The sequence below is a fragment of the Citrobacter amalonaticus genome (genome assembly GCF_002918555.1).
Lineage (GTDB): Bacteria > Pseudomonadota > Gammaproteobacteria > Enterobacterales > Enterobacteriaceae > Citrobacter_C > Citrobacter_C amalonaticus_A.
The window spans coordinates 305531-330598 of the sequence record NZ_PQMB01000001.1 but is presented as its reverse complement, the minus strand read 5'-3'; the positions used below and the strand labels follow the sequence as shown (position 1 = coordinate 330598).

Sequence of the window (25068 nt, the reverse complement as noted above, 5' to 3'; positions counted from 1 at the left end):
TACCGCAGGATATCAGGGAAGTTATTTTATACGGGGAGTGACGGATTTAAATTTCATTAGGGAGGTTTATTATGCCGACTTAATACAAATGATATGTAAATGCCTCTCTTTTTTGCTGGAGGTGGGAAAAAACATGAGAATTATTTTAAATCTAACTTCATTATTGTTTTCATCAGCTATGGAGAGCATAGCGGCTTTAGCTAAAATCAGAGTGTATCTTTGTTACGTTTTTTCAGAACGTTAAGTCACTCTTCTGAGAAGAGGACCATCAAATATTATTAATATTTTCTGAATTGCACTTGCGTCAGGTCGCAGCATCTATAAGCGTTCGCGATCCTCTCCTCGCGATAGTTCAGGCAGTTAGCGCTGAAGCGGAGCTATCCGCCATCACTTTTATCGTAATACCTGCGCCAGTGTTGAGGTGCGATTGAGCCTCCTTGCGATTAAATAGCGCCTGGTGGTGAAACGGTGTCGGAGGATTGATGGAGTGGATTAACGCCCTGATGGATCATTTTGCGCTTCATCCAGTCAGCCTGGGGGCGCTTCTTTTCGCGATCGCGTTCACGAAATCAACTTTCCTGATATCGTCGCTATTACCGCCAGCATCGGTGATGCTCATTGCAGGCATTTCTCTGAGTCAGGCGACACTTCCTTCCTGGGTGACAGGGGGGGCAATTATGGCTGGAGCATGGAGCGGCAGTATTGTCAGTTATCATCTTGGTATGATGATGGCGCACATTCCCTGGCTTGGCCGCGCAATGTCCCGTCATGCCGATAACATGGTGCGCATTCGCCGTCGACTGCATAACGGGGCTGTGCCGGTCCTGTTTACTTCCCGTTTCATTGCTGTATTACGCTACATTGTTCCGCTGGTGGCGGGGATGTTACGACTTCGCCTTGCGATGGTGTATTCAGTGAGTTTACTTTCTGCGGGGGCATGGTCTGTGCTGTATGTTGGAGGGCTTCGCCTTGTGGTTCCTCTCTTTTCCTGAAGCCAGAAAAGAGCTGGCTCTGAGCAGTATATAAGCTGAACTCAGGCTTGTTGTAGCGTAACCCGTATTTCGACGGGCTACGCTACAGGTTATGGTGATTAGAACTGGTAGACTAAACCAACAGCGACGATATCGTCGGTAGCAATACCGTTGTCTTCGTAGAATTTGTCATCGTTATCCAGCAGGTTGATTTTGTAATCAACGTAGGTGGACATGTTTTTGTTGAAGTAGTAGGCTGCGCCGACCTCAACGTATTCAACCAGATCCTGGTCATCGAAACGACCCATATCTTTACCTTTGGATTTCAGGTAAGCGATGGAAGGACGCAGGCCGAAGTCGAACTGGTACTGAGCCACAACTTCAAAGTTCTGCGCTTTATTAGCGATGTGATCATTACCGAATACGGTCATGTTCTGGGTTTCAGCGTAGGTAGTTGCCAGGTAGATGTTGTTCGCATCGTATTTCAGACCTGCAGCCCATACTTCTGCATTGTCACCGGATGCGTTCAGTTGGTTGTTACCATAAGTGACCTGACCATCAGTACGGTCGGATTTTGCGTAAGCGGCGCTAGCAGCGAAACCTTCGTACTCGTAGCTGGTGGACAGGCCGAAACCATCACCATTGGATTTGATTACATCACGTCCTTTCGGGAAAGCAGGGCTAGCACTGTCATTTTTGCCCTGGTACTGAACGGCAAAGTTCCAGCCGTCAACCAGACCAAAGAAGTCGGTGTTACGGTAGGTAGCAACGCCAGTGGTACGAGCGGTCATGAACACGTCTGTCTGAGTCCAGGTATCGCCACCGAACTCCGGCAGAACGTCGGTAAATGCGCCAACGTCGTAAGCTACGCCGTAGTTACGACCGTAGTCGAAAGAACCGTATTCAGCGAATTTCAAACCAGCAAACGCCAGACGGGTTTTGTCGCCTTTCTGAGCGCTTTCAGGATTACTACCGTTGAAGTTGTATTCCCACTGACCGTAACCGGTCAGCTGGTCATTGATCTGAGTTTCACCCTTGAAGCCCAGACGAGCGTAGGTTTTGTCGCCATTATCACCGGCGTCATCAGAGAAGTAATGCAGGGCGGTAACTTTACCGTAGATGTCTACTTTATTGCCGTTCTTGTTATAAATTTGAGCCGCATTTGCCGCGCCAGCAACTAATAACGCCGGGACAAGCATTGCCAGTACTTTTCTTTTCATTATGTATTCCCTTATGACAATAAATTTCATGAATGTATGAATAAGTGCTGTTATCCAAAAGAGCACATTTGGATACTATTCTATTAAGTTCATATTATTTTAAAAATAACATGTAACAAATGAATTTAAAGTATTTCAGAATGTTTCAAAACGATAATTTGTAATTCATTTTATATGTATTGATTTCAATGCATTCATCTTATTGATGTTTTTTATTTCAATTTTGTATGTATTCAGTTTTATTTATTTAAGGTGATAATATAATTTGTTTTTGAAATAAATTATTAAAATTCATTTGTGTTGCTGATGGTAAGGCAAAAAAAACCGGCAAAATGCCGGTAAATGAGGGTAAAAATAAGTAGTTGACGATAAAAGGCTAATAACGGTGTGATAATGACACAGCCTGAATAAAAGGAACATTCGTATTGCGGACTTTTCGTGTTATTAGTGTCAGGAATGCTTCTGTGATGAAAAACAGAAGTATTCCCGGCCTGCTGGCAAGATACCCGGTGATTTCGGGAAGCTGAGTCCTTTTGCCCGAGATCAAACTATATGCAGAATAAATGAGTATGTGTTGAACAGTGACACGTTACGCGTGAAAATGTGATAAAAATCACATAATGTATGAAATTATGTCGTTTGAGTTACATCACAAAAATGGAGTTACGTTTGACCACTATGGAAGAAAAAGCAACCCGTAGCCTGGGAGGCAAACTGGCATTGTGGGTTTTCTACGCTTTTTGCGGCTACTTTGTCTGGGCAATGGTTCGTTACGCGTGGGTGGTTAGCTTCCTTAATGCCGTTCCCGTTGCCGGATTTGAAAGTGATTTAGGATCGACCGCCGGGAAGTGGTTAGGCGCCCTGTTGGGCTTTATGGTATTGGGGGTTGTCGGAGTGATGCTCGGTGGCATCGCATGGTACACGCGGCCTCGCAACAATCATGGGTGAAAGGATGAGCGTAAGTTGCTACTGTAACGCTCCTTAGCGGACAGGAGGCAATGTGGATCTTAAACACTGGCAAATGCAATTTGAGCGGTGGCTGCAGGAGAATCATCAACAACAGGATGCAGCTCATGATATTTTTCACTTTCGTCGCGTCTGGGCAACTGCCCAACAGTTGAGTGCTGATGAAAATATCGACTGGCTGGTGGTCCTGACGGCATGTTATTTTCATGACATTGTCAGTCTGCCGAAAAATCATCCTGAACGTCACCGCTCGTCATCGCTGGCCGCAGCGGAAACCTGGCGCATATTAACCCATGAATTTCCTGCTTTTCCGGATGACCGCCTGCAGGCGGTTAGTCACGCGATTGAGGCACATAGCTTTAGCGCGAATATTCCTCCTGTTACGCCTGAAGCAAAAGTTGTCCAGGATGCCGACAGGCTTGAGGCGCTGGGCGCTATCGGGCTGGCACGCGTCTTTGCCATCTCCGGAGCATTAGGCGCTGGACTGTTTGATGCCGAAGATCCGTTTGCCACACAACGAGAGCTTAACGATAAACAGTTTGCCCTCGATCACTTTCAGACAAAGTTACTCACGTTACCGAAAACCATGAAAACTGAGCGCGGAAAAGCATTAGCCCGGCACAATGCGCAATTCCTGGTCACCTTTATGGCGAAACTCAGCGCAGAATTAAAAGGTGAGTATGCAGGGCTGGATCGGTCAGTCATTCATACCTTTACCCCTGACCCCTCGTGACCCCTATTTTATGTTAACCTGACGGCACTCTCTTTTAGCTGGTTGAATATATGCAGCAAAATCTTTCAGTCACAGGCTCCCATGACCTGACAGCAGACAATACCGCAGTCGCAGTTCAGGCGATGCTGGGTAAATTACTGGAAATCTATGACGTGAAAACGTTGGTGGCGCAGCTGAATGGGGTTGGAGAGAATCACTGGAGTCCGGCTATCTTGAAACGTGTGGTTGCCGCCTCCGTGTGGCACCGCGTTAGCGAGAATGAGTTGGCACATCTGAGGACGTTGTTACCTGAGCCGCCCGCGCATCATCCGCACTACGCGTTTCGCTTTGTCGATCTCTTCGCCGGTATTGGCGGCATTCGTCGTGGCTTTGAGGCAATCGGCGGCCAGTGCGTATTTACCAGCGAATGGAATAAGCACGCGGTTCGTACCTATAAAGCCAACTACTATTGCGATCCGGCTGAACACCACTTTAATGACGATATCCGTGATATTACGCTGAGCCACCGTGAAGGCGTCAGCGATCAACAGGCGGCGGAACACATTCGCCAGCATATTCCTCAACACGATGTGCTGCTGGCCGGTTTTCCCTGTCAGCCTTTTTCGCTGGCGGGGGTATCGAAGAAAAATGCCCTGGGACGCGCGCACGGTTTTGCCTGCGACACGCAGGGGACGCTATTTTTTGACGTCGTGCGGATCATTGATGCGCGACGTCCCCCCATTTTTGTTCTTGAGAACGTCAAAAACCTGAAGAGTCACGATCAGGGCAAAACGTTCCGTATCATCATGCAAACTCTGGATGAGCTGGGCTATGACGTGGCGGACGCCGCGGATAACGGGCCGGACGATCCGAAGATCATTGATGGTCGATATTTCATACCGCAACACCGTGAACGTATTGTCCTGGTGGGGTTCCGGCGCGATCTCAACCTGAAACAGGACTTTACGCTGCGTGATATTCCCGCTTGCTATCCTGAGCGTCGCGTTACGCTGGCAGAGCTGCTCGAACCTGAGGTTGACGCAAAATATGTGCTGACGCCGGTACTGTGGAAGTATTTGTACCGCTATGCCAAAAAGCATCAGGCCAGGGGGAACGGATTTGGTTACGGAATGGTTTATCCCCAAAATCCGCAGAGCGTGACGCGGACGCTGTCGGCACGCTATTACAAAGATGGCGCGGAAATCCTGATCGATCGCGGCTGGAATATGGCGGTCGGCGAGATGAATTTTGACGACCCGCTGAATCAACAGCATCGTCCGCGTCGTTTAACGCCAAGAGAGTGCGCGCGGCTGATGGGGTTCGAGTCGCCGCAGGCGTATCGGTTCCGCATCCCGGTTTCAGATACGCAGGCCTACCGTCAGTTTGGTAACTCTGTTGTCGTTCCGGTGTTTGCCGCAGTGGCAAAACTGCTGGAACCTAAGATTAACCAGGTCGTTGCGCGACGCCAGCAAGAGAGTCAGCATGGCGGACGTTCACGATAAGGCCACGCGCAGCAAAAACATGCGCGCCATTGCGACGCGCGATACGGCGATTGAAAAACGTCTCGCCAGCGTGCTGACGGAACTGGGAATCGCGTTTCGCGTTCAGGATGCGACGCTTCCCGGTCGTCCGGACTTTGTGGTGGATGAATATCGCTGTGTTATTTTCACGCATGGCTGTTTCTGGCATCACCATTGCTGCTATCTGTTTAAGGTTCCGGCAACGCGCACCGAATTCTGGCTGCAAAAGATTGGTAAGAACGTCGAGCGCGACCGGCGCGATACGCTGCGATTACGCGAGCTTGGCTGGCGCATCTTAGTCGTCTGGGAATGTGCGCTACGCGGTCGGGAAAAACTGGCCGATGAGGCCCTGGCAGAGCGGCTGGAGGAGTGGATCTGCGGCGGTGGAAATACGGCGCAGATCGACTCTCAGGGCATTCATTTACTGTAGGCTTTATTCTGCTCTGGTGCTGGAGAGTGCCGGTTTGGCTGGGAACAGATATTTCCCCAGCGTCACCAGCACGACGGCGAAAACGATCACCCCTAACGCCAGCCATTCGATCAATACCAGCCGCTCGCCGCCCAGGCCTGTTCCCAGAAGAACGGCAACCACCGGATTGACATATGCGTAGCTGGTTGCCAGCGCCGGGCTGACGTTACGGATCAGGTACATATAGGCATTGATGGCAATAATCGAACCAAACAGCGCCAGATAGCCGACCGCCAGAAAACCCGACAGCGATGGCATCGTGGTCAGTTTTTCCTCGCTCAGCAACGAGGCGCACATCAGCACAAGGCCAGCGGCCAGCATCTCAATGGCACCCGCCATCATGCCAACCGGTAACGTTATGCGGGAGCCATAAACGGAACCAAATGCCCAGCTTATTGAACCGATCAGGATAAGGAGCGCGCCCCACGGATTACCGCTTAAGTTGCCACCGCTGTTGAGCATGATGATACCCGCAAGTCCAGTCGCAATCCCCAGCCATTCCAGCTTGCGGGTTTTGATGCCAAAGAATTGACTGAAACAGAGCGTGAACAACGGAACCGTCGCCACCACGACCGCCGCGATGCCGGAGGGGACATTTTGATGCTCGGCGACGGTGACCAGCCCATTTCCTACGGCCAGCAGCAAAACGCCAATCAGCGCAGCGTTGAGTAGCAGACGCAGAGGAGGGAGCTTATGTCCGCGAAGAAGTAAGAAAGTTGTTAATAAAACGCCTGCACTCAGAAAACGCACTCCGGCCATCATCAACGGCGGCCAACTCTCCACCCCTATACGAATGACAAAATAGGTTGAACCCCAAATGATATACAGGGAGAACAGTGCGCTGAAAAGGGGTAATAACTGCCTGAAACGCATAATCCCTCACGGTCGACATAAAAGATGCAACATAGTAAACGTCAAAACGCCAGGGCTTGCGAGATTTATAATTACCTGATGATGTTAAATAGTTGTTGACGCACGCAGCCCATTTCCGATGTGAGCTTTTTACTTCATACTTACACTTCAAAAAGAAAAACACTGAGGGAATTATTTTGGCAGGAAGTAGCTTACTGACGTTGCTGGATGATATCGCCACACTTCTGGACGATATCTCCGTTATGGGGAAACTGGCAGCGAAAAAAACGGCAGGGGTTTTAGGCGACGATCTGTCGCTGAATGCGCAGCAGGTCAGCGGGGTTCGGGCAAACCGGGAACTGCCGGTGGTCTGGAGCGTGGCGAAAGGTTCACTGATCAATAAGGTCATTCTGGTGCCGCTGGCGCTGCTGATCAGCGCCTTTATCCCCTGGGCTATTACGCCGTTACTGATGCTGGGTGGCGCGTTTCTTTGCTTTGAAGGGGTAGAGAAAGTGCTGCATACGCTGGCGTCTCGCAAGCACAAGGAAGATCCGGCAGAGCGCCAGCAGCGTCTGGAGGCGCTGGCGGCGAAGGATCCCCTTGCCTTTGAAAAAGATAAAGTGAAAGGGGCGGTGCGAACCGACTTTATCCTTTCGGCTGAGATTGTGGCTATCACGCTTGGGATAGTTGCAGATGCGCCGTTGCTGAATCAGGTACTGGTTTTGTCAGGTATTGCGATACTGGTTACTATCGGTGTGTATGGCCTGGTGGGGATTATTGTAAAGCTGGATGACATGGGTTACTGGCTGGCGGATAAAGCCAACGTGATGGCCCAGGCGTTAGGGAAGGGGCTGCTGGTTGTTGCGCCGTGGCTGATGAAATCGCTCTCCGTGATTGGTACGCTGGCGATGTTTCTGGTCGGCGGTGGGATTGTCGTCCACGGTATCGCGCCATTGCATCACGCGATAGGCGATTTTGCCCAGCAGCAGAGCGGTGCTATCGCATTTATGTTGCCGACGCTTCTCAACCTGGTGCTGGGATTTATCATTGGTTTCGCGGTCGTTGGGTTAGTGAAAGTGGTTACGAGAATTCGTGGGATATCGCACTAAATGCCATTCGGCTCCTAATGCAAAATCGGCCATCCTCGGCTAAGGTGAAAAAGTTCACTCGATACAGGAGGCAGGTATGGTCTTTATGGTCAGTGAGGAAGTTACCACCAAAGAGGGTGGTCCGCGTATGATTGTCACGGGTTATGCCAGCGGCATGGTTGAATGTCGTTGGTACGATGGTTTTGGCGTTAAGCGAGAAGCCTTCCATGAGAGCGATCTTGTTGCCGGAGATAGCAGGCGTTCTCGGGACGATGCCTGAATAACAAAACGCCCGGCTCTGGCCGGGCGTTTTGTTATTCATAAAATTACTGCCGCGTAGCGATTGCGTTATGCCAGGATTAAAACAATAACTCCCAGGGAGTCGTCAGAGTGCCGTACGAGACAACGATGGAAAACTGGCGCTGGCTGAAAAGGCTGGCTCGACGTTTTGGACCCGGTCACGTTGTAAATATCTGTTTTGTTGTGGTGATGGTTTTTTCAACGCTGCTTACCTGGCGTGAAGTGGTGGTGCTGGAGGAGGCTTATATCTCCAGTCAGCGTAATCATCTGGAAAATGTCGCTAACGCCCTCGATAAGCAGTTGCAATTCAATGTCGATAAATTGCTGTTTTTACGTAACGGAATGCATGAAGCGCTGGTGACGCCGCTCGATTTCTCCGTTCTGCAACAGGCGGTAACGCATTTCCAGCAGGTGCGGAAGGAGCATTTCTGGCGTCTTGAGCTGGATACGCGCCGCACTTTGCCGCTGTACGGAGTGTCTGATGCTTTTGTCGAGCAAGCGAAATTCCTCTCCCGCGACATCGACAGGTTAGACAATGAACTGATCGCCGCTATGGAGGTAGGCTATCTGTTGCGTCTGGCGCAGTCTCCTGTATCGCTGGCCTCGCAGGCGATGTATATCTCGCGTTCTGGATTTTATGTCTCCACACAGCCTGGCGCCTATGACAGTGAAATTCTCAATCGGTATTACCACTTTGTTATTCAGCCATGGTTCAGCGGCCAGTCGCAGCGGCAGAACCGGATGCGCGGCGTCCGCTGGTTCACCTCCCTGCCTGTTCAGAGCGGCGAACAGCCGCAGGTCATCGTGAGCGTACCGCTGGATAATAACCAGTACTGGTACGGCGTGCTGGCGCTGGAAATCCCCGTCTCTTCAATGAAGCGATTTCTGGAAGATGCCATTGATAAAGATATTGAAGGGGAGTACCAGCTTTATGACAGCCAACTCAAATTGCTGACAACCTCCACACCAGAGCAGCGTAACGTTAACATCTTTGATGAGCGCGAGCTGGCGCAGCTGGCAAACGATATCGAGCATGATACCCAGGGCGGTACCCGCATGGGCAGTCGCTATATCAGCTGGGAGCGGCTGGATCATTTTGACGGCATACTGGTGCGTGTGCACACATTAAGCGAAGGGGTTCAGGGGGATTTCGGCAGTATCAGTATTGCGCTGTCGTTGCTCTGGGTACTGTTTACCGCGATGTTGCTGATCTCCTGGGCGGTAATCCGCCATATGGTGAGCAATATGTTTGTGCTGCAAAGCTCGCTGCAGTGGCAGGCATGGCACGATCCGCTGACTCGTCTCTACAACCGGGGGGCGCTGTTTGAAAAGGCACGCACGCAGGCCGCGCGCTGTCGGACACAGCATCAGCCGTTTTCGGTGATTCAGATTGATTTAGACCATTTTAAAAGTATCAACGACCGCTTTGGGCATCAGGCTGGCGACCGCGTCCTCTCTCATGCCGCGGGCTTAATCAGCGGCACGCTGCGTTCCCAGGACATTGCCGGACGGGTTGGGGGCGAGGAATTTTGCGTTGTCCTGCCGGGAACCTCGCTGGCTCAGGCCGAACGTATTGCAGAACGCATCCGTCGGCGACTGAATGATAAAGAGATCCTGGTGGCAAAAAGCACCACGATACGTGTCAGCGCGTCGCTTGGCGTGAGCGGGGCGGAGGAAACTGACGATTATGATTTTGAACAGTTACAGTCAATCGCAGACAGCAGGTTGTATCAGGCAAAACAGATAGGACGTAACCGTGTTTGCAGTCGGGATGAATAACTTTTTCCAGGAATAATCCTAAACCAGGATGACGCATAACACGTGGGATGCGTGGAACCGATCCCGACAGGACGTGGGGTTATCGCTGAAACCGGTTCAATGGATGACGTAACCATTAGTGGTCTTAATCATTCAGCACAAAAATATTCACTTGTCTGAGCAAAAAATAGCGTATATGGTAGTCCGCACATCAGATTTCCTGGTGTAACGAATTTTCAAGTGCTTCTTGCATAAGCAAGTTTGATCCCGACTCCCTGCGGAGTCGGGATTTTTTTATTGGCATTCAGCGATTAATTTCTGTGATGCTAAAGTCGTGAATGTCCAGCTCGAACGCATCTGCCAATTCATGCCATGTATGGTACTCGCGGCCATCAACGCTGACTCTTTCCGGGTCGTCGCGGCTACGGTGAATTTCGCTCTCGCTGATCTCATTAATCGCTGCCAGCAGTGCATCAACATCGACGCTGACTTCGCGTTTGGCGGTATCGCTATACTCTTTCGCGGTTTTCATCCTCAACACCTCATTTACCCGTTACGGATATTTATTAAGTATAGACCGTAGAGAAAACCACCATTCACACCCGGTGGGCGCTGTCAGCACAGAAAAATTGTTCTACACTGGCACAAAGCCACAGGAGGATAACAATGAAGGTGAATGATCGGGTCACAGTCAAAACGGACGGCGGTCCACGTCGCCCAGGCGTGGTACTGGCAATCGAAGAGTTTAGTGAAGGCACTATGTACCTGGTTTCGCTGGAAGATTACCCGCTCGGGATCTGGTTCTTTAATGAGTCAGGGCATCAGGATGGTATCTTTGTGGAAAAGGTAGAGTAACGCGGTTTAAACCTGACGAGTGGACAGTCCACCCGTCAGGTTGTCTCAGCGCATGTTGACAAAAATGCCGTTTGTCACATTATCCGTCAGACGCACAACATGGTAGATAACTTGCTTGTTATGCGTTTTTATCTTTCGTTTTATATTTCCTTTGTGGGAGGATACGGTCTTCGCCTTAATATTCATTTGATCCGAGATTTGAATGGTTCCCTGGCCTTCCATCCACATACGTAACATGCTCGATTCCGTTCGGCTTAAAGATAACGTGGGTAAATTAACTATCCTGGCAATATCAGCCTCTTTTTTCAGGATATCACCAAGAATGTCATCGAGGGATTCCGGCTTGATTGATTTTGAGCTGATCAATAAGTTTTTTCTTACTAATAAATATTCATCGAAATGGACATTGGCAATCGCCATAAAAACAATAAATAACGTATTGGGATGCTGATTAATGATCTGCTTTATATGCTGACTGTTAGATGGCTCATGGATGAAACAGTCCTCATTAATAAACACCACATCAGGTTGATGTGCATCGCAGGCGACAGCGAGTTCGTCAACGGTTTCAATGTCGTTGATTTCCCTTTTTTTCACCCCCCTGCTTACCAGATACCCGGTCAACCCCAGCCGGGTGTAACTGCATAAATCCATGATAATCGTTGACATAGCATACCCTCACTCAATGCGTAACGATAATTCCCCTTGCCTGAATAATTCTTCAAAACTAAACGGAATACTATTAATCGCCCTGGGTAACGCTTTCGCGAGTTTTAAGGCGGACTTACTATCCCGTAAAGTTACATATAATTTGCCTGGAATTATCTTAAAGTAAAGTAAATGTTGCGTTATGTGAGTAGAGTAAAAACTAATAAGGCGCGGCAGATATATTCTGGTAGATGTTTTGATTATTTATTTTTAAGATAATCCTTAGGAAAACATGACAAAAGTTATGGGCTATTATTAACCGGCAGCTCGCTTACAATATCTGCCAGTAAATTGAAAATCTCGCCAAATAAGTGTTCACAGAAAGGCGCGATTAATGGCATCAGCGCCGCCATCAGCGAAATGCCAACCGTCAACGTCAACGGGAAGCCAATGACAAATATCGAGAGCTGGGGTGCCATCCGGTTTAGCAGGCCCAACGCCAGATTGAGCGTGAGCAGCAGGGTGATGACCGGCAGCGCCAGCATCAGCCCGTTGAGGAAAATCATCCCCCCCGCGCGCGTTAATGCCAGGAACGCGTTGCTGTTGACCGGATTATCGCCAATGGGCAACGTGTGGAAAGTGTCCACCAGTAGCGAGATTAGCCACAGGTGGCCGTTAACGGTCAGAAACAGCAGCATGGCAAGCATGTCGATGATTCTGGCGAGCACCGGCATGTTCAGATGGCTGGCCGGATCGACAAATGTCGCAAAGGAAAGCCCCATCTGTAGCCCGATAATTTCGCCTGCCGTTCGCACTGCGGCAAAAGCAAACTGCATGGTAAAACCGAGCGCGATGCCAATCAGGATTTGCTGCATCGCCATCCACAGGGCGTCAAAAGAGAAAATCGGCACGTTGTTTGGCGGCAGTGACGGGGCGATCACGATTGTGATGATAATCCCAAGCCCCAGCTTAACGCGTTTGGGAACCGATCGCTCGCTCAGGATGGGGGCCGTGGAGATGAGCGCCAGTACCCGCAATAATGGCCAGAAATACAGGCTCAGCCAGTGGAGCCACTCTACGCTTGTCACCTGTAGCATGGGCCTGGATTACCCGATGATATAAGGCAGGTTGTTGAACAGGGTGCGCACATAGTCCAGCAGCAGGCTAAGCATCCATGGACCGGCAACGATAATGGCGATAAACACCGCCACGATTTTAGGGATAAACGAAAGCGTCATTTCGTTTATCTGCGTGGCGGCCTGCAAAATGCTGATGATAAGACCGGTGATCAAGGCGACCAGCAGCAGAGGTGCGGCGAGGGCAAGGGCGACTCTCATCGCTTCGGTGCCCATCATCATGACGGATTCAGGAGTCATCTTGTCCCTCTAACTGTAAAAACTTTGTGCAAGGGAACCGACCAACAGCTGCCAGCCATCAACCAGCACAAACAGCATCAGTTTGAAGGGGAGTGCGATGGTGGCCGGGGGAACCATCATCATCCCAAGAGCCATCAGTACGCTGGCAATCACCAGGTCGATAATCAGAAACGGGATAAAAATGGTGAAGCCTATCTGGAATGCGGTCTTTAGTTCACTGGTGACATACGCGGGGAGCAGGATACGCATCGGTACGGCTTCCGGTCCCTGTAGCGGGCCGCTATTTGCCAGACGGGCAAACAGCGCGAGGTCAGCTTCGCGCGTCTGACGCAGCATAAATTCGCGCAGCGGCTGCGCGCCTTTCTCCAGCGCATCCTGCATTGAAATTTTGTCTTCGCTGAAGGGCTGATACGCATCGACGTAGATTTTATCAATGACCGGCGACATGATGAAAAACGTCAGGAACAGGGACAGGCCTAACAGGACCTGATTTGGCGGCGCGGAAGGTGTCCCCAGCGCGTTACGCAGCAGGCCAAAAACAATGATGATGCGGGTGAAACTGGTCATCATCAGCAAAATGGCGGGGATAAAGGTCAACGAGGTGATAAAGACTAAGGTCTGCACCGGGAGCGACCAGCTCTGACCGCCGCCTGGCAGCGGCTGGCTTACCAGACCTGGCAGTTGAGCGAATGCGGCCGGGCTGAGCAACCACAGCCCGGTAAGCGTAAGGGATAGCAAGCGACGCATCAGGATCTCCCGGAACGCTTAAGCAAATTTTTCATGATGGACTGAAAATCCCCGGGGGAAGGGGGGAGCGGTTCAGCCTCAGCGGGCGCAGGCGGAAGGATATGCAACACATTGATTTGTGCTGTCGTAACCCCGAGCACCAGCCGCGCATCCTCCACATCGACAATCACCACCCGTTCACGTGGCCCCAGTGACGTACTGGCGGATACCTTCAGACCACGCGTACTGGCGTTTTTGGGCGCAAAGCCCAGACGTTTAATTATCCAGGCCGCTGCCAGAATCAGGATGATGATCCCCAGTAGCGCGCCGCTCACCTGCATCAGCGGTGAGTCGGGTACGGCTGAAGGCTGCTGTACTGTGGCCTGGGGTTTCATGGTTAACGGCTCAGGCGACGCATACGTTCGGACGGCGTGATGATGTCGGTAATCCGCACGCCGTATTTATCGGCAACGACCACCACTTCACCCTGGGCTATCAGATAACCATTAATCAGAATATCCAGGGGTTCACCGGCCAGACCGTCCAGAGCAACGACAGAACCCTGCGTCAGGCGCAGCAATTCTTTAATGGTCATCCGGGTGCGGCCCAGCTCAACGGTCAGCTTTACCGGAATATCCATGATCAGGTCGATATCCTGCAGGGTACCGCTCACATCGCCGCCGCCAAGCTGCTGGAATACCGCGTCAGCGGTGCTTTTCGCCGGAGTCGTTTTTTGCTCGTTCAACGCGTCAGCCCACAGATCGTCCAATGCACCATTGTTTTCATCGGACGGATTATTCATGTCACTCATTTGGGCTGTTCCTCATTCAGCGAATTCAAAATCGGGTTGATCAAATGTTCCACGCGTAGCGCGTACTGACCGTTAAGGGTGCCATACTGGCTGGTCAGCACCGGCACACCGTCCACATGAGCAATAATGCGGTCAGGTTTTTCTATCGGCAGCACATCGCCGGGCTGGAGTTTTAAAATCTGAGAAAGGCGCAGCGGAATATCGGCAAAGTTGGCAACCAGCTCCAGTTCTGAGTGCTGAACCTGCCGCACCAGGTTATCGCGCCAGTTCTGATCCTCATGGCGCGAATTTTCCAGCGGGGGATTGACCAGCAACTCGCGCAGCGGTTCTATCATGCTGAACGGCAGGCAGATATTGAACTCACCGGTCAGGTTACCAATCTCAACGTGGAACGGCGTGTTGACGACAATATCGTTCGGCGAGGTGGTGATGTTGGTGAACTTCACCTGCATCTCGGAACGCACATACTCCACTTCCAGCGGGTTGATGGCTTTCCAGGCATCGCTGTAGCCCTCAAGCGCCAGCTTCAGCATGCGATTAATCACGCGCTGTTCGGTATGGGTAAATTCGCGGCCTTCTACTTTGGTCGGGAAACGACCGTCGCCGCCGAAAAGGTTATCCACGGCGATAAATACCAGACTCGGTGAGAACACCACTAACCCGGTACCGCGCAGCGGCTTCAGGTGGATCAGGTTCAGGTTGGTCGGTACCGGCAGGTTACGCGCAAATTCGTGATAGGGCTGAATGCGGATCGCGCCAACGGTGATATCCGGGCTGCGGCGCAGCAGGTTAAACAGCCCCATGCGGAACTGTCGTGCAAAGCGTTCATTGATAATCTCCAGCGCCTGCAAACGTTCACGCACCACGCGGCGCTGGGTGTTGGGGTCATAAGGGCGAATATCGCTTTCGCCAGCAATACCCGGAGTCGGTTCGTCTTTAGTCTCGCTGTCTCCATTGAGCAGCGCGTCTATTTCAGCCTGAGAAAGAATACTATCGCCCATGTCTTTACCGCAGAATAAAAGCTGTATACAGAACGTCGGTGACTTCCTGCCTGGGTTGCCCGGCAACGAGCGGAGTGGCAAGCGTCTCTTTGATTGCCGCGATCAGCTTTTGCTTGCCCTCTTCGGTGGACAGCACGGCGGCATCCTGACGAGAAAACAGCAGCAAAAGACGGCTGCGCACCTCCGGCAGATATTCGCTTAAGCGGGAACGGGTCGCCTCATCTTTCAGGCGCAGCGTCACGCCGACGTACAGCACCCGGTCCGCATCGCCCAGGTTAACGGTGAAAGTATCCAGTGCAAAGAATACCGGCGCTGGTGGGGGGGGCGGTTCCGCTTTGACGTGGGCGTCGGCCTTCTGTTGCAGGCGCCAGTAGCTATAGCCTGCGGTGGCGCAGGCCGCGAGGGTGATTAACACCAGCAACGGGATCCAAATTTTGCGCTTACTCTTTTTGCTCATCGCGGAATCAGTCATCTGATACGGGCTTCCTGTTTCGGTACAGCTTATTGGCTGATTATCCCGTGTCTTATCCACGGCAAAGCGTGGAAAAGACGCGGATAATCATGCTACCTCTGGCGTTAGGCGAAGATATCGACCGCGCCAGTGCCGCGCGCCGCAGACTGCAATGAGGCAGGAACGGCCAGATCGATATCGCCGTCAGCTAACGGCGTTTCCTGGGCAGGCGTGCGGGCCGTTTGCTGTTGCTGGGATGAGGACTGCTGTTGTCCGGCAAAACTCTCGCTGCTTATATTGCTCTGTCCAAGCTGGATCCCACTTTCAGCAAGCTGTGTGCGCAGAACCGGCAGGGCGGCCTCCAGCGCGGCGCGTACGTGGCTGTGAGCGGAAACCATCTGTAACTGAGCCTGGTTATCATCAAGCTTCAGGGAGATATGGACCTGGCCCAGATCTTCCGGATGCAGACGCAGCTCGGCGCTCTGCTGGCCCTGACGGGTAAACAAGGTAATGTGCTGACTGAGCGACTGTTGCCATTCATGGCTGCCCAGCGGGGCGCTTAATACCGGCGCGGGGGCGGCTGGCAGCGGCTGCGCGTGCGTTGGTTGACTGCCAACGCTGGTCATAGCCACACCCTGCGTCACCGGAGCGGGCGTGCTCTCTGTCTCAGCATGGGTTGCAGCGACGGCCACGGCAGCCACTGCAGGGGCTGATGGCTGACCATAAGCGGTATCCGTCGCTACGCCCGGTAGGGCTGTATCCGTTTTGCCTTTTCTTGAGTCGCCCGTTGTCAGCGTGTCGGCCATGTCTGGCGAGGCGGCTTTCGGAGCAGGGCGCAATGGCGTAGTCAGAGAAGCACTGCCCCCGGTGACCAGGCTTTTATCTGCGGGCACAACAGGCTGCTGGCCGGGCAACATGGCAAATAATGCGCTCAGGCTGGCGAGCTCCTCATCGCTGAGCGCACTATTTTGTTCATCCTGTTGCACGGATTTGTTCAGCGCGGTTAGGGCGCTGCTCTTCTGCGACGGCGTCAGCGTCGACAGCAGTTGCTGTGCGTCACCCAGCCCCTTGAGCACCGCATCAGGGGGATTGTCCTGAGCCGCCAGCAGGTCGTTGAGCGTAAGGCTATGCGGCGCGTTGCCATCTTGTTTCAGCAAACCCTTTTGCAGTTTACTGCTGGCCGCCTGCAGATCGGCAAACGACAGCGGGGCATCTTTCCCCTGGACATCGCCGGTACCCAGTGCGCCAGCCAGCAGCGCCAGAAAATCCTGCGCCGAATCCGCTGATTTACCGGCCTGAAGGCCGGTTGTAAGCTCTGCATCAGGGGTAAGCAGTTGGGACAAAGTGATCATTCAGGTTTCCTCATTGCAGCACGCTGAGCAAATTCATCCATTTTTTTCTGGTCCAGGCGGTTTTCAGCCAACAGGGCCGCCGCGCTTTGTCTGTCTTGTAAAGTCTGCCATGCCTGTAGCCGCTGTTTTTTCTCACGCCAGCCGTTAAGCGCAACATCAACTTTCTGCGTCCACTGCGTTAATTGCTGGCGATGTTGTTCGACCGCCTTTTCCAGCGTCTGGATAAATTGCTGATAGTTGAGCCAGCGATTGCTGGCAATTCCCTGACTCATATCGGTATTCAGGTTAGTCCGGTACTCATTTTGATACTCGATCAGCATTTTCAGCTGCTCTTCAGCCTGTTGAAATCCGCGGCGCATTTCACCTAATAACAGCGCGGCGTCATCCACCTCTTTTTCGGCGAGATCTTTGAGTGTTGCCAGTGCTCCATGTTCTGCCATGACGATGACTCCTGTGGGTTATCACCCCGTCGGGAAAATGAGATCCAGTGCCTGGAGAGAATCTTCCCAGTCTGCCCGTTCAAAAATCCCTTGCTGTAAAAACGCCTCCAGCTGCGGCCAGAGCGCGATGGCTTTGTCCAGCATCGGGTCGCTGCCTTTGGCATATGCCCCCACGCTGACCAGATCGCGGTTACGCTGGAAGCTCGACAGCAGCTGTTTAAAATGGCGTACTTTGGCATAGTGCTGTTCACTGATGAGCGCGGTCATTGCGCGGCTGATCGACGCTTCGATATCAATCGCCGGATAATGCCCGGCCTCGGCCAGACGGCGTGACAGCACAACATGACCGTCGAGGATCGCACGCGCGGAATCGGCGATCGGATCCTGCTGGTCATCACCCTCGGTCAGCACCGTGTAAAAGGCGGTGATCGAGCCGCCGCCATGAATGCCGTTCCCGGCACGCTCAACCAGAGCCGGGAGTTTGGCAAACACCGAAGGCGGGTAACCTTTGGTTGCCGGTGGCTCGCCGATCGCCAGGGCGATTTCACGCTGCGCCATCGCATAACGGGTCAGGGAATCCATAATCAGCAGCACGTGCTGCCCCCGATCGCGAAAATCTTCCGCGATTCGGGTGGCATACGCCGCACCCTGCATACGCAACAGGGGAGAGACGTCAGCCGGAGCGGCGATGACGACCGAACGTGCACGCCCGTCCGCACCGAGAATATTTTCGATGAAATCTTTGACTTCGCGTCCACGCTCGCCAATTAACCCCACGACAATGACGTCGGCACGGGTATAGCGGGCCATCATGCCGAGCAGGACGCTTTTACCCACCCCGGAACCGGCAAACAGCCCCATGCGCTGGCCGCGTCCCACGGTCAACAGGGCGTTGATCGCACGCACGCCGGTATCAAGAACATGCTCAATCGGCGTGCGCTGGAGCGGGTTAAACGGCTGGGTGATCAGCGCGCCCGTTTCGCCGGTGTCGGGGGAGGGCAGTCCGTCGAGCGGTTTACCGCTGCCGTCCAGTACCCGACCTAACAGTGCCGGACCGAGCGGCAGCTGTTTACTGCTTTGCAGTCCTTCGCTGGCGATTTTTTTGGCGTAGACGCGGGCGCCAGGCAAAATCCCTTCCACCTCTTCCAGGGGCATCAAAAACAGTCGATGACCGTTGAAACCCACGACTTCACTTTCGACTTCGTGGGTTTCAGTACCTTCCTGGCGCTCAATCACGCAGGTAGCGCCGAGCGGCAGCTGTAAACCCGTCGCCTCCAGTACCAGCCCGGTGGCGCGGGTCAGGCGTCCATAGCGGCGTACCGCCGGAAGCTGCGCAATTTTTGCCTCGAAGTTATCCAGCGTATTCAACCAGCGGGTCAGGCGTGAGGTCATCAGACGACTCCAGGCGCTGCCAGACGGCAGAGTTCTTGCCAGCGGGTGGCGACGCTGGCGTCCAGATCGCCTTCATCGGCAGAGACTTTGCAGCCGCCGTGATGCAACGTCGGGTCGCCGCGCAGACGCCAGCCGTGCAGGCTGAGTGTGGCGCCGAGTATCTCTTCCACCTGCTGGAGATCGTCAGGGTGAACGCGAAGCTGAGGCTTACCACTGAACAATGGTTCTTGCTGTAACAGCTGTTGGATCTGCTTAATCAATGCCGAGTTGTCTATCGCAGGCGTCTGTCCAATCACCTGACGCGCCGCCTCCAGCGCCATTTGCATCAGGCGTGAAGCGATTACGCTGTCCAGCGCATCAAGGGTGTTCTGAAACTCGCTTACCAGCTGCTGCATATGGGCATGAACAGGCGCCTGCTGTGAGCGTGCCTGCGCTTGCCCTTGCTCCAGACCTTGCGCGATGCCTTCCTGGTAGCCCTGTTCATGGCCTTTCTGACGGCCCTCCGCCAGACCGGCGTTATAGCCCTGCTCGTGAGCCTGGATTTTCAGTTGCGCCAGCTGTAGCTCAAGTTGCTGTTCAGCGCTCAATTCCGGCTCGTCGCCTTCCTCTTCTGTTTCTGTCAGCGCTTCGCTTTGTCCGGCAGGGATAAACTCTGCCAGGGGAGACGCGAGATCGTCCGGGGTCCAGATTTTCCACGGCAGCTCGTTAGACATAGGTATCCTCGCCGCTGCCGATCACCATCTCGCCGGTTTCTGCCAGACGACGCACGATAAGCAGAATCGATTTCTGTTCGTTTTCCACCTGCGACAGACGCACCGGGCCACGGTTGGCAAGATCGTCGCGCAGGATATCGGCGGCACGTTGCGACATGTTGCGCAGGAACTTCTCGCGTAGCGGCTGTTCCGCCCCCTTCAGAGCGATCAGCAACGATTCGGAATCCACTTCCTGCAACAGACGCTGGATGCTGCGGTCGTCCACGTCCACCAGGTTTTCGAACAGGAACATTTCGTCGATAATCTTCTGCGCCAGCTCGCCGTCGAATTCGCGCACGGCGCTAATGACCGCTTCTTCCTGCTGGGTTTTCATCAGGTTGATAATTTCCGCTGCCGTCCTTACGCCACCCATTTTGCTGCGCTTGAGATTCTGACCGTCGAGCAGACCGTTCAGAACTTCGGTCAGTTCCGCGAGCGCGGCAGGCTGTACGCCGCCGAAGGTGGCAATACGCAGCATCACATCGTGGCGCAGGCGTTCGTCGAACAACGCCAGAATATCGGCCGCCTGGCCACGCTTGAGGTGTACCAGAATGGTGGCGATGATCTGCGGGTGTTCGTCGCGAATAAGGTCGGCGGCGCTTTGCGGCTCCATGAAATTGAGCGTTTCAATGCCGCTGGCGGTATCGCGGGTTTCGAGAATATCCTCCAGCAGGCTGGCGGCGCGCTCTTCACCCAACGCTTTCACCAGTACGGAACGCAGATATTCGTTGGCATTAATGTTGAGGGCGGCGAACTGTTCAGCCTCCAGCTCAAACTCTGACAGCACATCGGTTAGTTGTTTGTTGGAGATCTGACGAACGTTGGCCATTGCCGCACTCAGGGACTGGACTTCACGCTGAGAGAGGTGCTTGAAGACCTCCGCCGCGCGGTCCTCGCCAATGGTCATCAGCAGGATGACGCTTTTATCGGTGCCGGTAAGGGTATTACTCATGATCGTTACTCATCCACTGGCGAATGACCAGCGCCACGACGCGCGGATCGTTATCTGACATTTCGCGAATACGCTGGCTCATGACTTCAGCCCCCAGACGCTGGTTAGCGCGGCGCTGCTGGGTTTGTTCATCTTTGCTGAGACGAACCTCCACTGCTTCTTCTGTCTCCTGACGAATCTGCGCCCGCTCCTGCGCGACTTTCGCCTCTTCAGCACGGCGAGTCAGCTGTGGACGAACCGCTTTGCGCCACAGCAGCCAGGCCACCAGCGCGACCAGCAGCCAGCGACCTGCGGAGAGCAGCTGATCAATGAAGGCCTGTTTTTTCCAGAATGGCAGCTCGCCGCCAGTATCATCTGCTGCGCTAAACGGTGAGTTCACCACGTTCAGGGTATCGCCACGCTTGTCAGAGAAGCCCATCGCCTCGCGGGTCAGATCTTCAATCTGCTTCATTTGATCGGCGGTCAACGGCAACGGTTTGCCGTCCGGCAGGTTTTTGTAGTTAACCACGACAGCTACCGACAAGCGCTGTACGTCGCCCACGTTCATTTTGGTGTGGCGGATAGTACGGTCGACTTCATAGTTACTGGTTTCGTTACGCTGAGTGCTGCGCGGTCCGGCGTTATTATTATTGCTACTGGTCGTTTGCTGTTGCTGTTGGGCGTTTGGTCCGTTCTGCGCATTCTGTTGATTCGTCGGCGGTATGGCGATCGGCGCGGTGTTAGCAGGGGCAGGCTGGTTTGACAGTGCGCCAGGTACGCCGCCGGGATAACCCGAACTGGATTGTTCACTTTCGTTAAGCTGGCGTGAACGGAGCACGGCCTGTGAGGGATCGCCATTTGGACGATACTGCTCTTCTGTCTGCTCTTTGTTAGCGAAATCCAGCTGCGCGGTCACCTGGGCGTGAACGTTACCGTTGCCGACGATGGGCGACAGGATCGATTCGATACGACGCTGGACGCGGCTTTCAACATCGCTGGTGTATTTCAACTGGGCGTCGTTCAGATCGCGGCTGTTAGTATTTGACTGGGTTAACAGATGACCGCTCTGATCGACGAGCGTAACGTTACCCGGCGGTAAACCGGCGACGGCGCTGGAAACCAGATGCACAACCGCGCTGATTTGCCCTTCATCCAGCGCGCGACCGGGTTCCAGATTCACGGTGACGGAAGCCGAAGGGGATTTTTGTTCACGTACAAATAAGGACGGTTTCGGCATCGCCAGATGCACGCGGGCGCTTTTTACCGGGCCGAGCGTCTCGATGGTGCGGGCCAGTTCGCCCTCCAGGGCGCGCTGGTAATTTACCTGTTCGCTGAACTGGCTAATGCCGAACTTCTCCTGATCCAGCAATTCAAAGCCCACTGCGCCGCCTTTTGGAAGCCCAAGCTGGGCCAGGCGCAGACGCAATTCATGCACCTTGTCCGCGGGGACTTCGATCGCGCCGCTCCCCTCAGCGAAGCGATAAGGAATGTTCATCTGGGTCAACTGGGTCACGATGGCGCCGCCATCCTGATCGGACAGATTACTGAACAAGGTGCGGTAGTCAGGTGATTTCGCCCACAGTACCATCGCCACAACAATAGCAACGGCAGCAGAACTGGCCACAATCAGCGGAATTCGGGGATTCGCGCGCAGACGGTTAAGCCACTCGAGAGGTTTAGTTTGGGTTGCAGTTGATGCAGTCGCACTCATCTCGCACCTCGTGACCGATTGTGGACGGCTTTTTTTGCAAAGTGGAACAAGACTCACTCCCGGGTCAGCAAACTCAAAAAATAGACGGTTTCATTATTTGCGGTTTCGATTTTTTCTATGCGCTAAAAACCGTGGTTTTTTATCGTTATTTAGCGCCTTTATCTCATTGACAAGCTGGTAGTCTCTGCTGTGTAAAAAACCATCCAGGGGATAAGCATGTCAGCAATACAGGGGATCGAAGGCGTTATCAGTCAGCTCCAGGCGACGGCAACGGGCGCCCGGACGCAAGAGGCATTACCGCAACCGACCGTGAGCTTTGCCGGTGAGCTTCATGCGGCGTTAGGAAGGATCAGCGACACGCAGAATGCGGCGCGGGTGCAGGCGGAAAAGTTTACCCTGGGTGAACCCGGTATAGCGCTCAACGATGTGATGACCGATATGCAAAAAGCCTCGGTGTCGATGCAGATGGGAATTCAGGTGCGCAACAAGCTGGTGTCAGCGTATCAGGAAGTGATGTCCATGCAGGTTTAGAGTCTGGCCCATCAGGCTATTTTGCTTGCCATTTTGAAACTGGGCAGTTCTCGCCATCCTCACGTACTCCGTGTACGCTCCGGTTGCTCCGCGCTGTCCGTGTTCAAACTGCCTGCGCCAATGACGCCTGGAGGACCAGGCGCTTAGTCAGCCGGTATTCTCTCCCGCGGCCAGCGGTCGCGGGAGATGCGGTTTACTTCTGAATCAGATAGCGGATGGTTGGTCCGTCCTGCTGAATATCCAGCACCGTATAACCATGGTTGCGCGCATCCAGCGGGATGTTATTAATTGACTGCGGGCAGTCGCTCACCACCTCCAGAATTTCACCTTTCTTCAACTGTGGCATCGCCTCCAGCGTGGCGACGGCCGGGTAGGGGCAGGGCTCACCAACCATATCCAGACGATAATCAGGAACGATATTTTTCATGCGGATTCCTTAGCAGGGGTCAACCCGGCGCGACGGAAGAAACGTTTTTCCCAACCGATTACCAGCATCAGCGCGGCAAACAGCAGCAGGTAGGTGACCAGCAGGCCGCCCAGCGGGCCAAACGTGTTGAGGAGGTTCACTTTATCCCAGTTGGTGGCAAGCGCGGGGGCAAAGTCGTCCCAGTAGTACGCCAGAAGGGTCGAGCCGATAACGTTGCCCAATCCTACCCACCAGTAGTGTACCTGGCCTTCTACGGCGCGGTACATCCAGCCGGTTTCGCAACCGCCCGCCAGCACGATGCCAAAACCAAACAGCAGACCGCCGATGACCGCGTTAGGACCTGCCCACATGATTTTCGCTTCCACTCCAAGCTGCACGTAGCTGAAAATACCTATTGCGCTCACCGCCATCCCGAAGATGATCGCTTTTGCCATATGGGTGCGGCCGGTGATCCACAGATCGCGGAAGGCAGAGGTGAAACAGATTTGCGCGCGTTCAATCAGCAGACCAAACCCGACGCCGAACAGCATTGCCAGCCCCAGCTTCGGTTGATTCACGGCCGTCAATAACGCCCAGCCGATCATGCCGATAAAGACCAGCATCCCCAGACGGAAGCGGCGGCGCGCCTGATCAGGCTTCTGCGTCAGCGGCGAGGCGGCGGAGACTTTCTGCATTTTAACCGGTATACGGAACACCGGCAGCAGAGTGAAACGTGCGCCAAACCATGAGCCAATGGCGGTGGCCAGCGCAAAGAACCACGCATGCAGAGAGAACTGCGGGATCCCGGTGAAGAAAGCGGCGAGGTTGCAGCCCATCGCCAGGCGTGCGCCGAAACCGGCAATCATGCCACCAACAATCGCCTGCATAATACGAATACGGCTACGCGGCATGCGCAGTTTGACGTTGTTGGCCCACAGCGCAGCGGCAAAGCAGCCGCCAAACATGCCAATAATCATCATCCCGTCGATGCGGGTCAGCGGTGTTCCTTCCAGATGAATCAGTTTGTAATACCCCCACTCTTCGGCATGAATGCCAGACAGTTGCAGGATTTGCCCGCCCCAGCGGGTAAATTCACCCGTCACGGCCCAGAAGGTGCCGGTGATGCCAAAATAGTAAGTGGAGAGAATGCCCGCCGCGATAACCGCAGGGATTGGCGCCCAGAATTTGATTAACCAGGCCTGCCTGAAGTGTTGCCATGACATGTGTTTAGCCTCTGAACTCAGAAGGTGTGAAATAAGAAGTGCGAATATTACACCGCCCACCGGTTTTGCCCCACTACTAATAAGCGGTAATACCGGATGGATCAATTGAGGCCGGTTTCTGTAAAGGCTGGCGACATCAGGGCTTTAATGCCACAATCCACTTTTCTTCGCATGCAGGATGAATGATGAAAAAATTAGCAATCGTGGGCGCGCTACTGGTATTAGCCGGCTGCGCCGAGGTGGAAAATTATAAAGATGTTGTGAAGACGCCGGCACCGGCAGGACTGGAAGGCTACTGGCAGACCACGGGTCCGCAGCGCAAGCTGGTGAGTCCTGAAGCCATCGCCAGTCTGGTGGTAACCAAAGAGGGCGATACGCTTGACTGTCGTCAATGGCAGCGCGTTATTGCGCTGCCGGGAAAACTCACCATGCTCTCCGGCGATCTGACGAACGTAACAATGAAGCGTGAGCTTTATGAGATCGAACGCGAAGGGAATACGATTGAGTATGACGGCATGACCCTGCAGCGTGTGGATCGCCCAACGGTAGAATGCGCCGCTGCATTAGAAAAAGCGCCGCTGGCGACGCCGCTGCCGTAAAAAGGCT

General features: G+C 53.5%; 30 protein-coding genes. 11 read left to right on the top strand and 19 right to left on the bottom strand.

The genetic code is table 11. From position 1 onward, the window contains the following. The first annotated feature begins 482 nt into the window (after positions 1-482). Positions 483-992, top strand: coding sequence for a DedA family protein (locus C3432_RS01695; RefSeq protein ID WP_103774967.1), 510 nt, complete (start codon positions 483-485; stop codon positions 990-992). 98 nt (positions 993-1090) lie between these two features. On the opposite strand, the gene ompC is transcribed toward C3432_RS01695, so the two are convergent. Further along, positions 1091-2191 (bottom strand): porin OmpC, encoded by a 1101-nt coding sequence (gene ompC / locus C3432_RS01690; RefSeq protein ID WP_103774966.1) that lies wholly within the window; start codon positions 2189-2191, stop codon positions 1091-1093. A gap of 678 nt (positions 2192-2869) precedes the next feature. Between ompC and drpB the strand changes: the two genes are divergently transcribed. From drpB to C3432_RS01670, 4 genes are read left to right on the top strand one after another with little or no spacing between them, the layout of a single operon-like run. After that, a complete protein-coding gene (gene drpB, locus C3432_RS01685) occupies positions 2870-3139 on the top strand; it encodes a cell division protein DrpB (RefSeq protein WP_146050917.1) in 270 nt (89 codons plus the stop codon). A gap of 52 nt (positions 3140-3191) precedes the next feature. Further along, positions 3192-3890, top strand: coding sequence for a phosphohydrolase (locus C3432_RS01680; RefSeq protein ID WP_103774964.1), 699 nt, complete (start codon positions 3192-3194; stop codon positions 3888-3890). A gap of 50 nt (positions 3891-3940) precedes the next feature. Continuing rightward, positions 3941-5371, top strand: a complete 1431-nt coding sequence (locus tag C3432_RS01675; RefSeq protein ID WP_103774963.1) for a DNA cytosine methyltransferase — start codon at positions 3941-3943, stop codon at positions 5369-5371. After that, the gene (locus C3432_RS01670; RefSeq protein ID WP_103774962.1) at positions 5352-5819 is read left to right on the top strand and encodes a very short patch repair endonuclease; all 468 of its coding nucleotides are present in this window, start codon (positions 5352-5354) and stop codon (positions 5817-5819) included. The genes C3432_RS01675 and C3432_RS01670 overlap by 20 nt, the downstream gene beginning before the upstream one ends. A gap of 3 nt (positions 5820-5822) precedes the next feature. On the opposite strand, the gene yedA is transcribed toward C3432_RS01670, so the two are convergent. Continuing rightward, positions 5823-6731 (bottom strand): drug/metabolite exporter YedA, encoded by a 909-nt coding sequence (yedA, locus tag C3432_RS01665; protein ID WP_103774961.1) that lies wholly within the window; start codon positions 6729-6731, stop codon positions 5823-5825. Between the two features lie 170 nt (positions 6732-6901). Here yedA and C3432_RS01660 point away from each other — a divergent pair, with 170 nt between their 5' ends. The 3 genes from C3432_RS01660 to dgcQ all read left to right on the top strand — a co-directional run bounded on the left by C3432_RS01660 (position 6902) and on the right by dgcQ (position 9877). Continuing rightward, positions 6902-7819, top strand: a complete 918-nt coding sequence (locus C3432_RS01660; protein ID WP_181012875.1) for a DUF808 domain-containing protein — start codon at positions 6902-6904, stop codon at positions 7817-7819. A 76-nt stretch (positions 7820-7895) separates the two neighbouring features. After that, positions 7896-8078 carry a YodC family protein gene (locus C3432_RS01655; RefSeq protein ID WP_103774959.1) on the top strand — a complete coding sequence of 61 codons (183 nt, stop codon included), beginning with the start codon at positions 7896-7898 and terminating at the stop codon, positions 8076-8078. A gap of 110 nt (positions 8079-8188) precedes the next feature. After that, positions 8189-9877, top strand: coding sequence for a cellulose biosynthesis regulator diguanylate cyclase DgcQ (dgcQ, locus tag C3432_RS01650; RefSeq protein WP_258041580.1), 1689 nt, complete (start codon positions 8189-8191; stop codon positions 9875-9877). 283 nt (positions 9878-10160) lie between these two features. Here the strand turns inward: dgcQ and yodD are convergent, their stop codons facing one another. Further along, complete coding sequence (yodD, locus tag C3432_RS01645) at positions 10161-10388, bottom strand: YodD family peroxide/acid resistance protein (RefSeq protein ID WP_103774957.1); 228 nt, start codon at positions 10386-10388, stop codon at positions 10161-10163. Between the two features lie 134 nt (positions 10389-10522). Between yodD and dsrB the strand changes: the two genes are divergently transcribed. Continuing rightward, on the top strand, positions 10523-10711 hold the full coding sequence (gene dsrB / locus C3432_RS01640; RefSeq protein WP_003030419.1) for a protein DsrB: 189 nt from the start codon (positions 10523-10525) through the stop codon (positions 10709-10711). A 45-nt stretch (positions 10712-10756) separates the two neighbouring features. Here the strand turns inward: dsrB and rcsA are convergent, their stop codons facing one another. The 14 genes from rcsA to fliF form a co-directional block, all read right to left on the bottom strand. Next, the gene (gene rcsA, locus C3432_RS01635) at positions 10757-11380 is read right to left on the bottom strand and encodes a transcriptional regulator RcsA (RefSeq protein ID WP_103774956.1); all 624 of its coding nucleotides are present in this window, start codon (positions 11378-11380) and stop codon (positions 10757-10759) included. Positions 11381-11661: 281 nt separating this feature from the next. Beyond that, on the bottom strand, positions 11662-12456 hold the full coding sequence (gene fliR, locus C3432_RS01630; protein ID WP_103774955.1) for a flagellar biosynthetic protein FliR: 795 nt from the start codon (positions 12454-12456) through the stop codon (positions 11662-11664). 9 nt (positions 12457-12465) lie between these two features. Further along, positions 12466-12735, bottom strand: a complete 270-nt coding sequence (gene fliQ, locus C3432_RS01625) for a flagellar biosynthesis protein FliQ (RefSeq protein ID WP_103774954.1) — start codon at positions 12733-12735, stop codon at positions 12466-12468. Between the two features lie 9 nt (positions 12736-12744). Continuing rightward, positions 12745-13482 carry a flagellar type III secretion system pore protein FliP gene (fliP, locus tag C3432_RS01620; protein WP_103774953.1) on the bottom strand — a complete coding sequence of 246 codons (738 nt, stop codon included), beginning with the start codon at positions 13480-13482 and terminating at the stop codon, positions 12745-12747. Next, the gene (gene fliO, locus C3432_RS01615; protein ID WP_103774952.1) at positions 13482-13856 is read right to left on the bottom strand and encodes a flagellar biosynthetic protein FliO; all 375 of its coding nucleotides are present in this window, start codon (positions 13854-13856) and stop codon (positions 13482-13484) included. Before fliO ends, fliP begins: the two co-directional genes overlap by 1 nt. Positions 13857-13858: 2 nt before the next feature. Next, positions 13859-14272 (bottom strand): flagellar motor switch protein FliN, encoded by a 414-nt coding sequence (gene fliN, locus C3432_RS01610; RefSeq protein WP_103774951.1) that lies wholly within the window; start codon positions 14270-14272, stop codon positions 13859-13861. Further along, complete coding sequence (gene fliM, locus C3432_RS01605) at positions 14269-15273, bottom strand: flagellar motor switch protein FliM (protein WP_103774950.1); 1005 nt, start codon at positions 15271-15273, stop codon at positions 14269-14271. Before fliM ends, fliN begins: the two co-directional genes overlap by 4 nt. A 4-nt stretch (positions 15274-15277) precedes the next feature. Next, positions 15278-15745 carry a flagellar basal body-associated protein FliL gene (gene fliL, locus C3432_RS01600; protein WP_103774949.1) on the bottom strand — a complete coding sequence of 156 codons (468 nt, stop codon included), beginning with the start codon at positions 15743-15745 and terminating at the stop codon, positions 15278-15280. Between the two features lie 104 nt (positions 15746-15849). Then, entirely contained in the window at positions 15850-17076 is a 1227-nt protein-coding gene (fliK, locus tag C3432_RS01595; protein ID WP_103774948.1) for a flagellar hook length control protein FliK, read from the bottom strand. Further along, entirely contained in the window at positions 17073-17516 is a 444-nt protein-coding gene (gene fliJ, locus C3432_RS01590) for a flagellar export protein FliJ (protein ID WP_103774947.1), read from the bottom strand. The genes fliK and fliJ overlap by 4 nt, the downstream gene beginning before the upstream one ends. Before the next feature lie 21 nt (positions 17517-17537). Next, entirely contained in the window at positions 17538-18908 is a 1371-nt protein-coding gene (fliI, locus tag C3432_RS01585; RefSeq protein WP_103774946.1) for a flagellar protein export ATPase FliI, read from the bottom strand. Continuing rightward, entirely contained in the window at positions 18908-19621 is a 714-nt protein-coding gene (gene fliH, locus C3432_RS01580) for a flagellar assembly protein FliH (protein WP_103774945.1), read from the bottom strand. Before fliH ends, fliI begins: the two co-directional genes overlap by 1 nt. Continuing rightward, positions 19614-20612 carry a flagellar motor switch protein FliG gene (fliG, locus tag C3432_RS01575; protein WP_103774944.1) on the bottom strand — a complete coding sequence of 333 codons (999 nt, stop codon included), beginning with the start codon at positions 20610-20612 and terminating at the stop codon, positions 19614-19616. Before fliG ends, fliH begins: the two co-directional genes overlap by 8 nt. Further along, positions 20605-22302: a flagellar basal-body MS-ring/collar protein FliF gene (fliF, locus tag C3432_RS01570; protein ID WP_103774943.1), complete on the bottom strand. Its 1698-nt coding sequence runs from the start codon at positions 22300-22302 to the stop codon at positions 20605-20607. Before fliF ends, fliG begins: the two co-directional genes overlap by 8 nt. A 216-nt stretch (positions 22303-22518) precedes the next feature. Here fliF and fliE point away from each other — a divergent pair, with 216 nt between their 5' ends. After that, positions 22519-22833 carry a flagellar hook-basal body complex protein FliE gene (gene fliE, locus C3432_RS01565; protein ID WP_103774942.1) on the top strand — a complete coding sequence of 105 codons (315 nt, stop codon included), beginning with the start codon at positions 22519-22521 and terminating at the stop codon, positions 22831-22833. Between the two features lie 193 nt (positions 22834-23026). On the opposite strand, the gene yedF is transcribed toward fliE, so the two are convergent. Then, positions 23027-23260, bottom strand: coding sequence for a sulfurtransferase-like selenium metabolism protein YedF (gene yedF / locus C3432_RS01555; protein ID WP_000790504.1), 234 nt, complete (start codon positions 23258-23260; stop codon positions 23027-23029). Next, entirely contained in the window at positions 23257-24483 is a 1227-nt protein-coding gene (yedE, locus tag C3432_RS01550) for a selenium metabolism membrane protein YedE/FdhT (protein ID WP_258041588.1), read from the bottom strand. Before yedE ends, yedF begins: the two co-directional genes overlap by 4 nt. Before the next feature lie 164 nt (positions 24484-24647). Between yedE and yedD the strand changes: the two genes are divergently transcribed. Next, positions 24648-25061, top strand: a complete 414-nt coding sequence (yedD, locus tag C3432_RS01540) for a lipoprotein YedD (RefSeq protein WP_103774940.1) — start codon at positions 24648-24650, stop codon at positions 25059-25061. Positions 25062-25068: the final 7 nt, after the last annotated feature.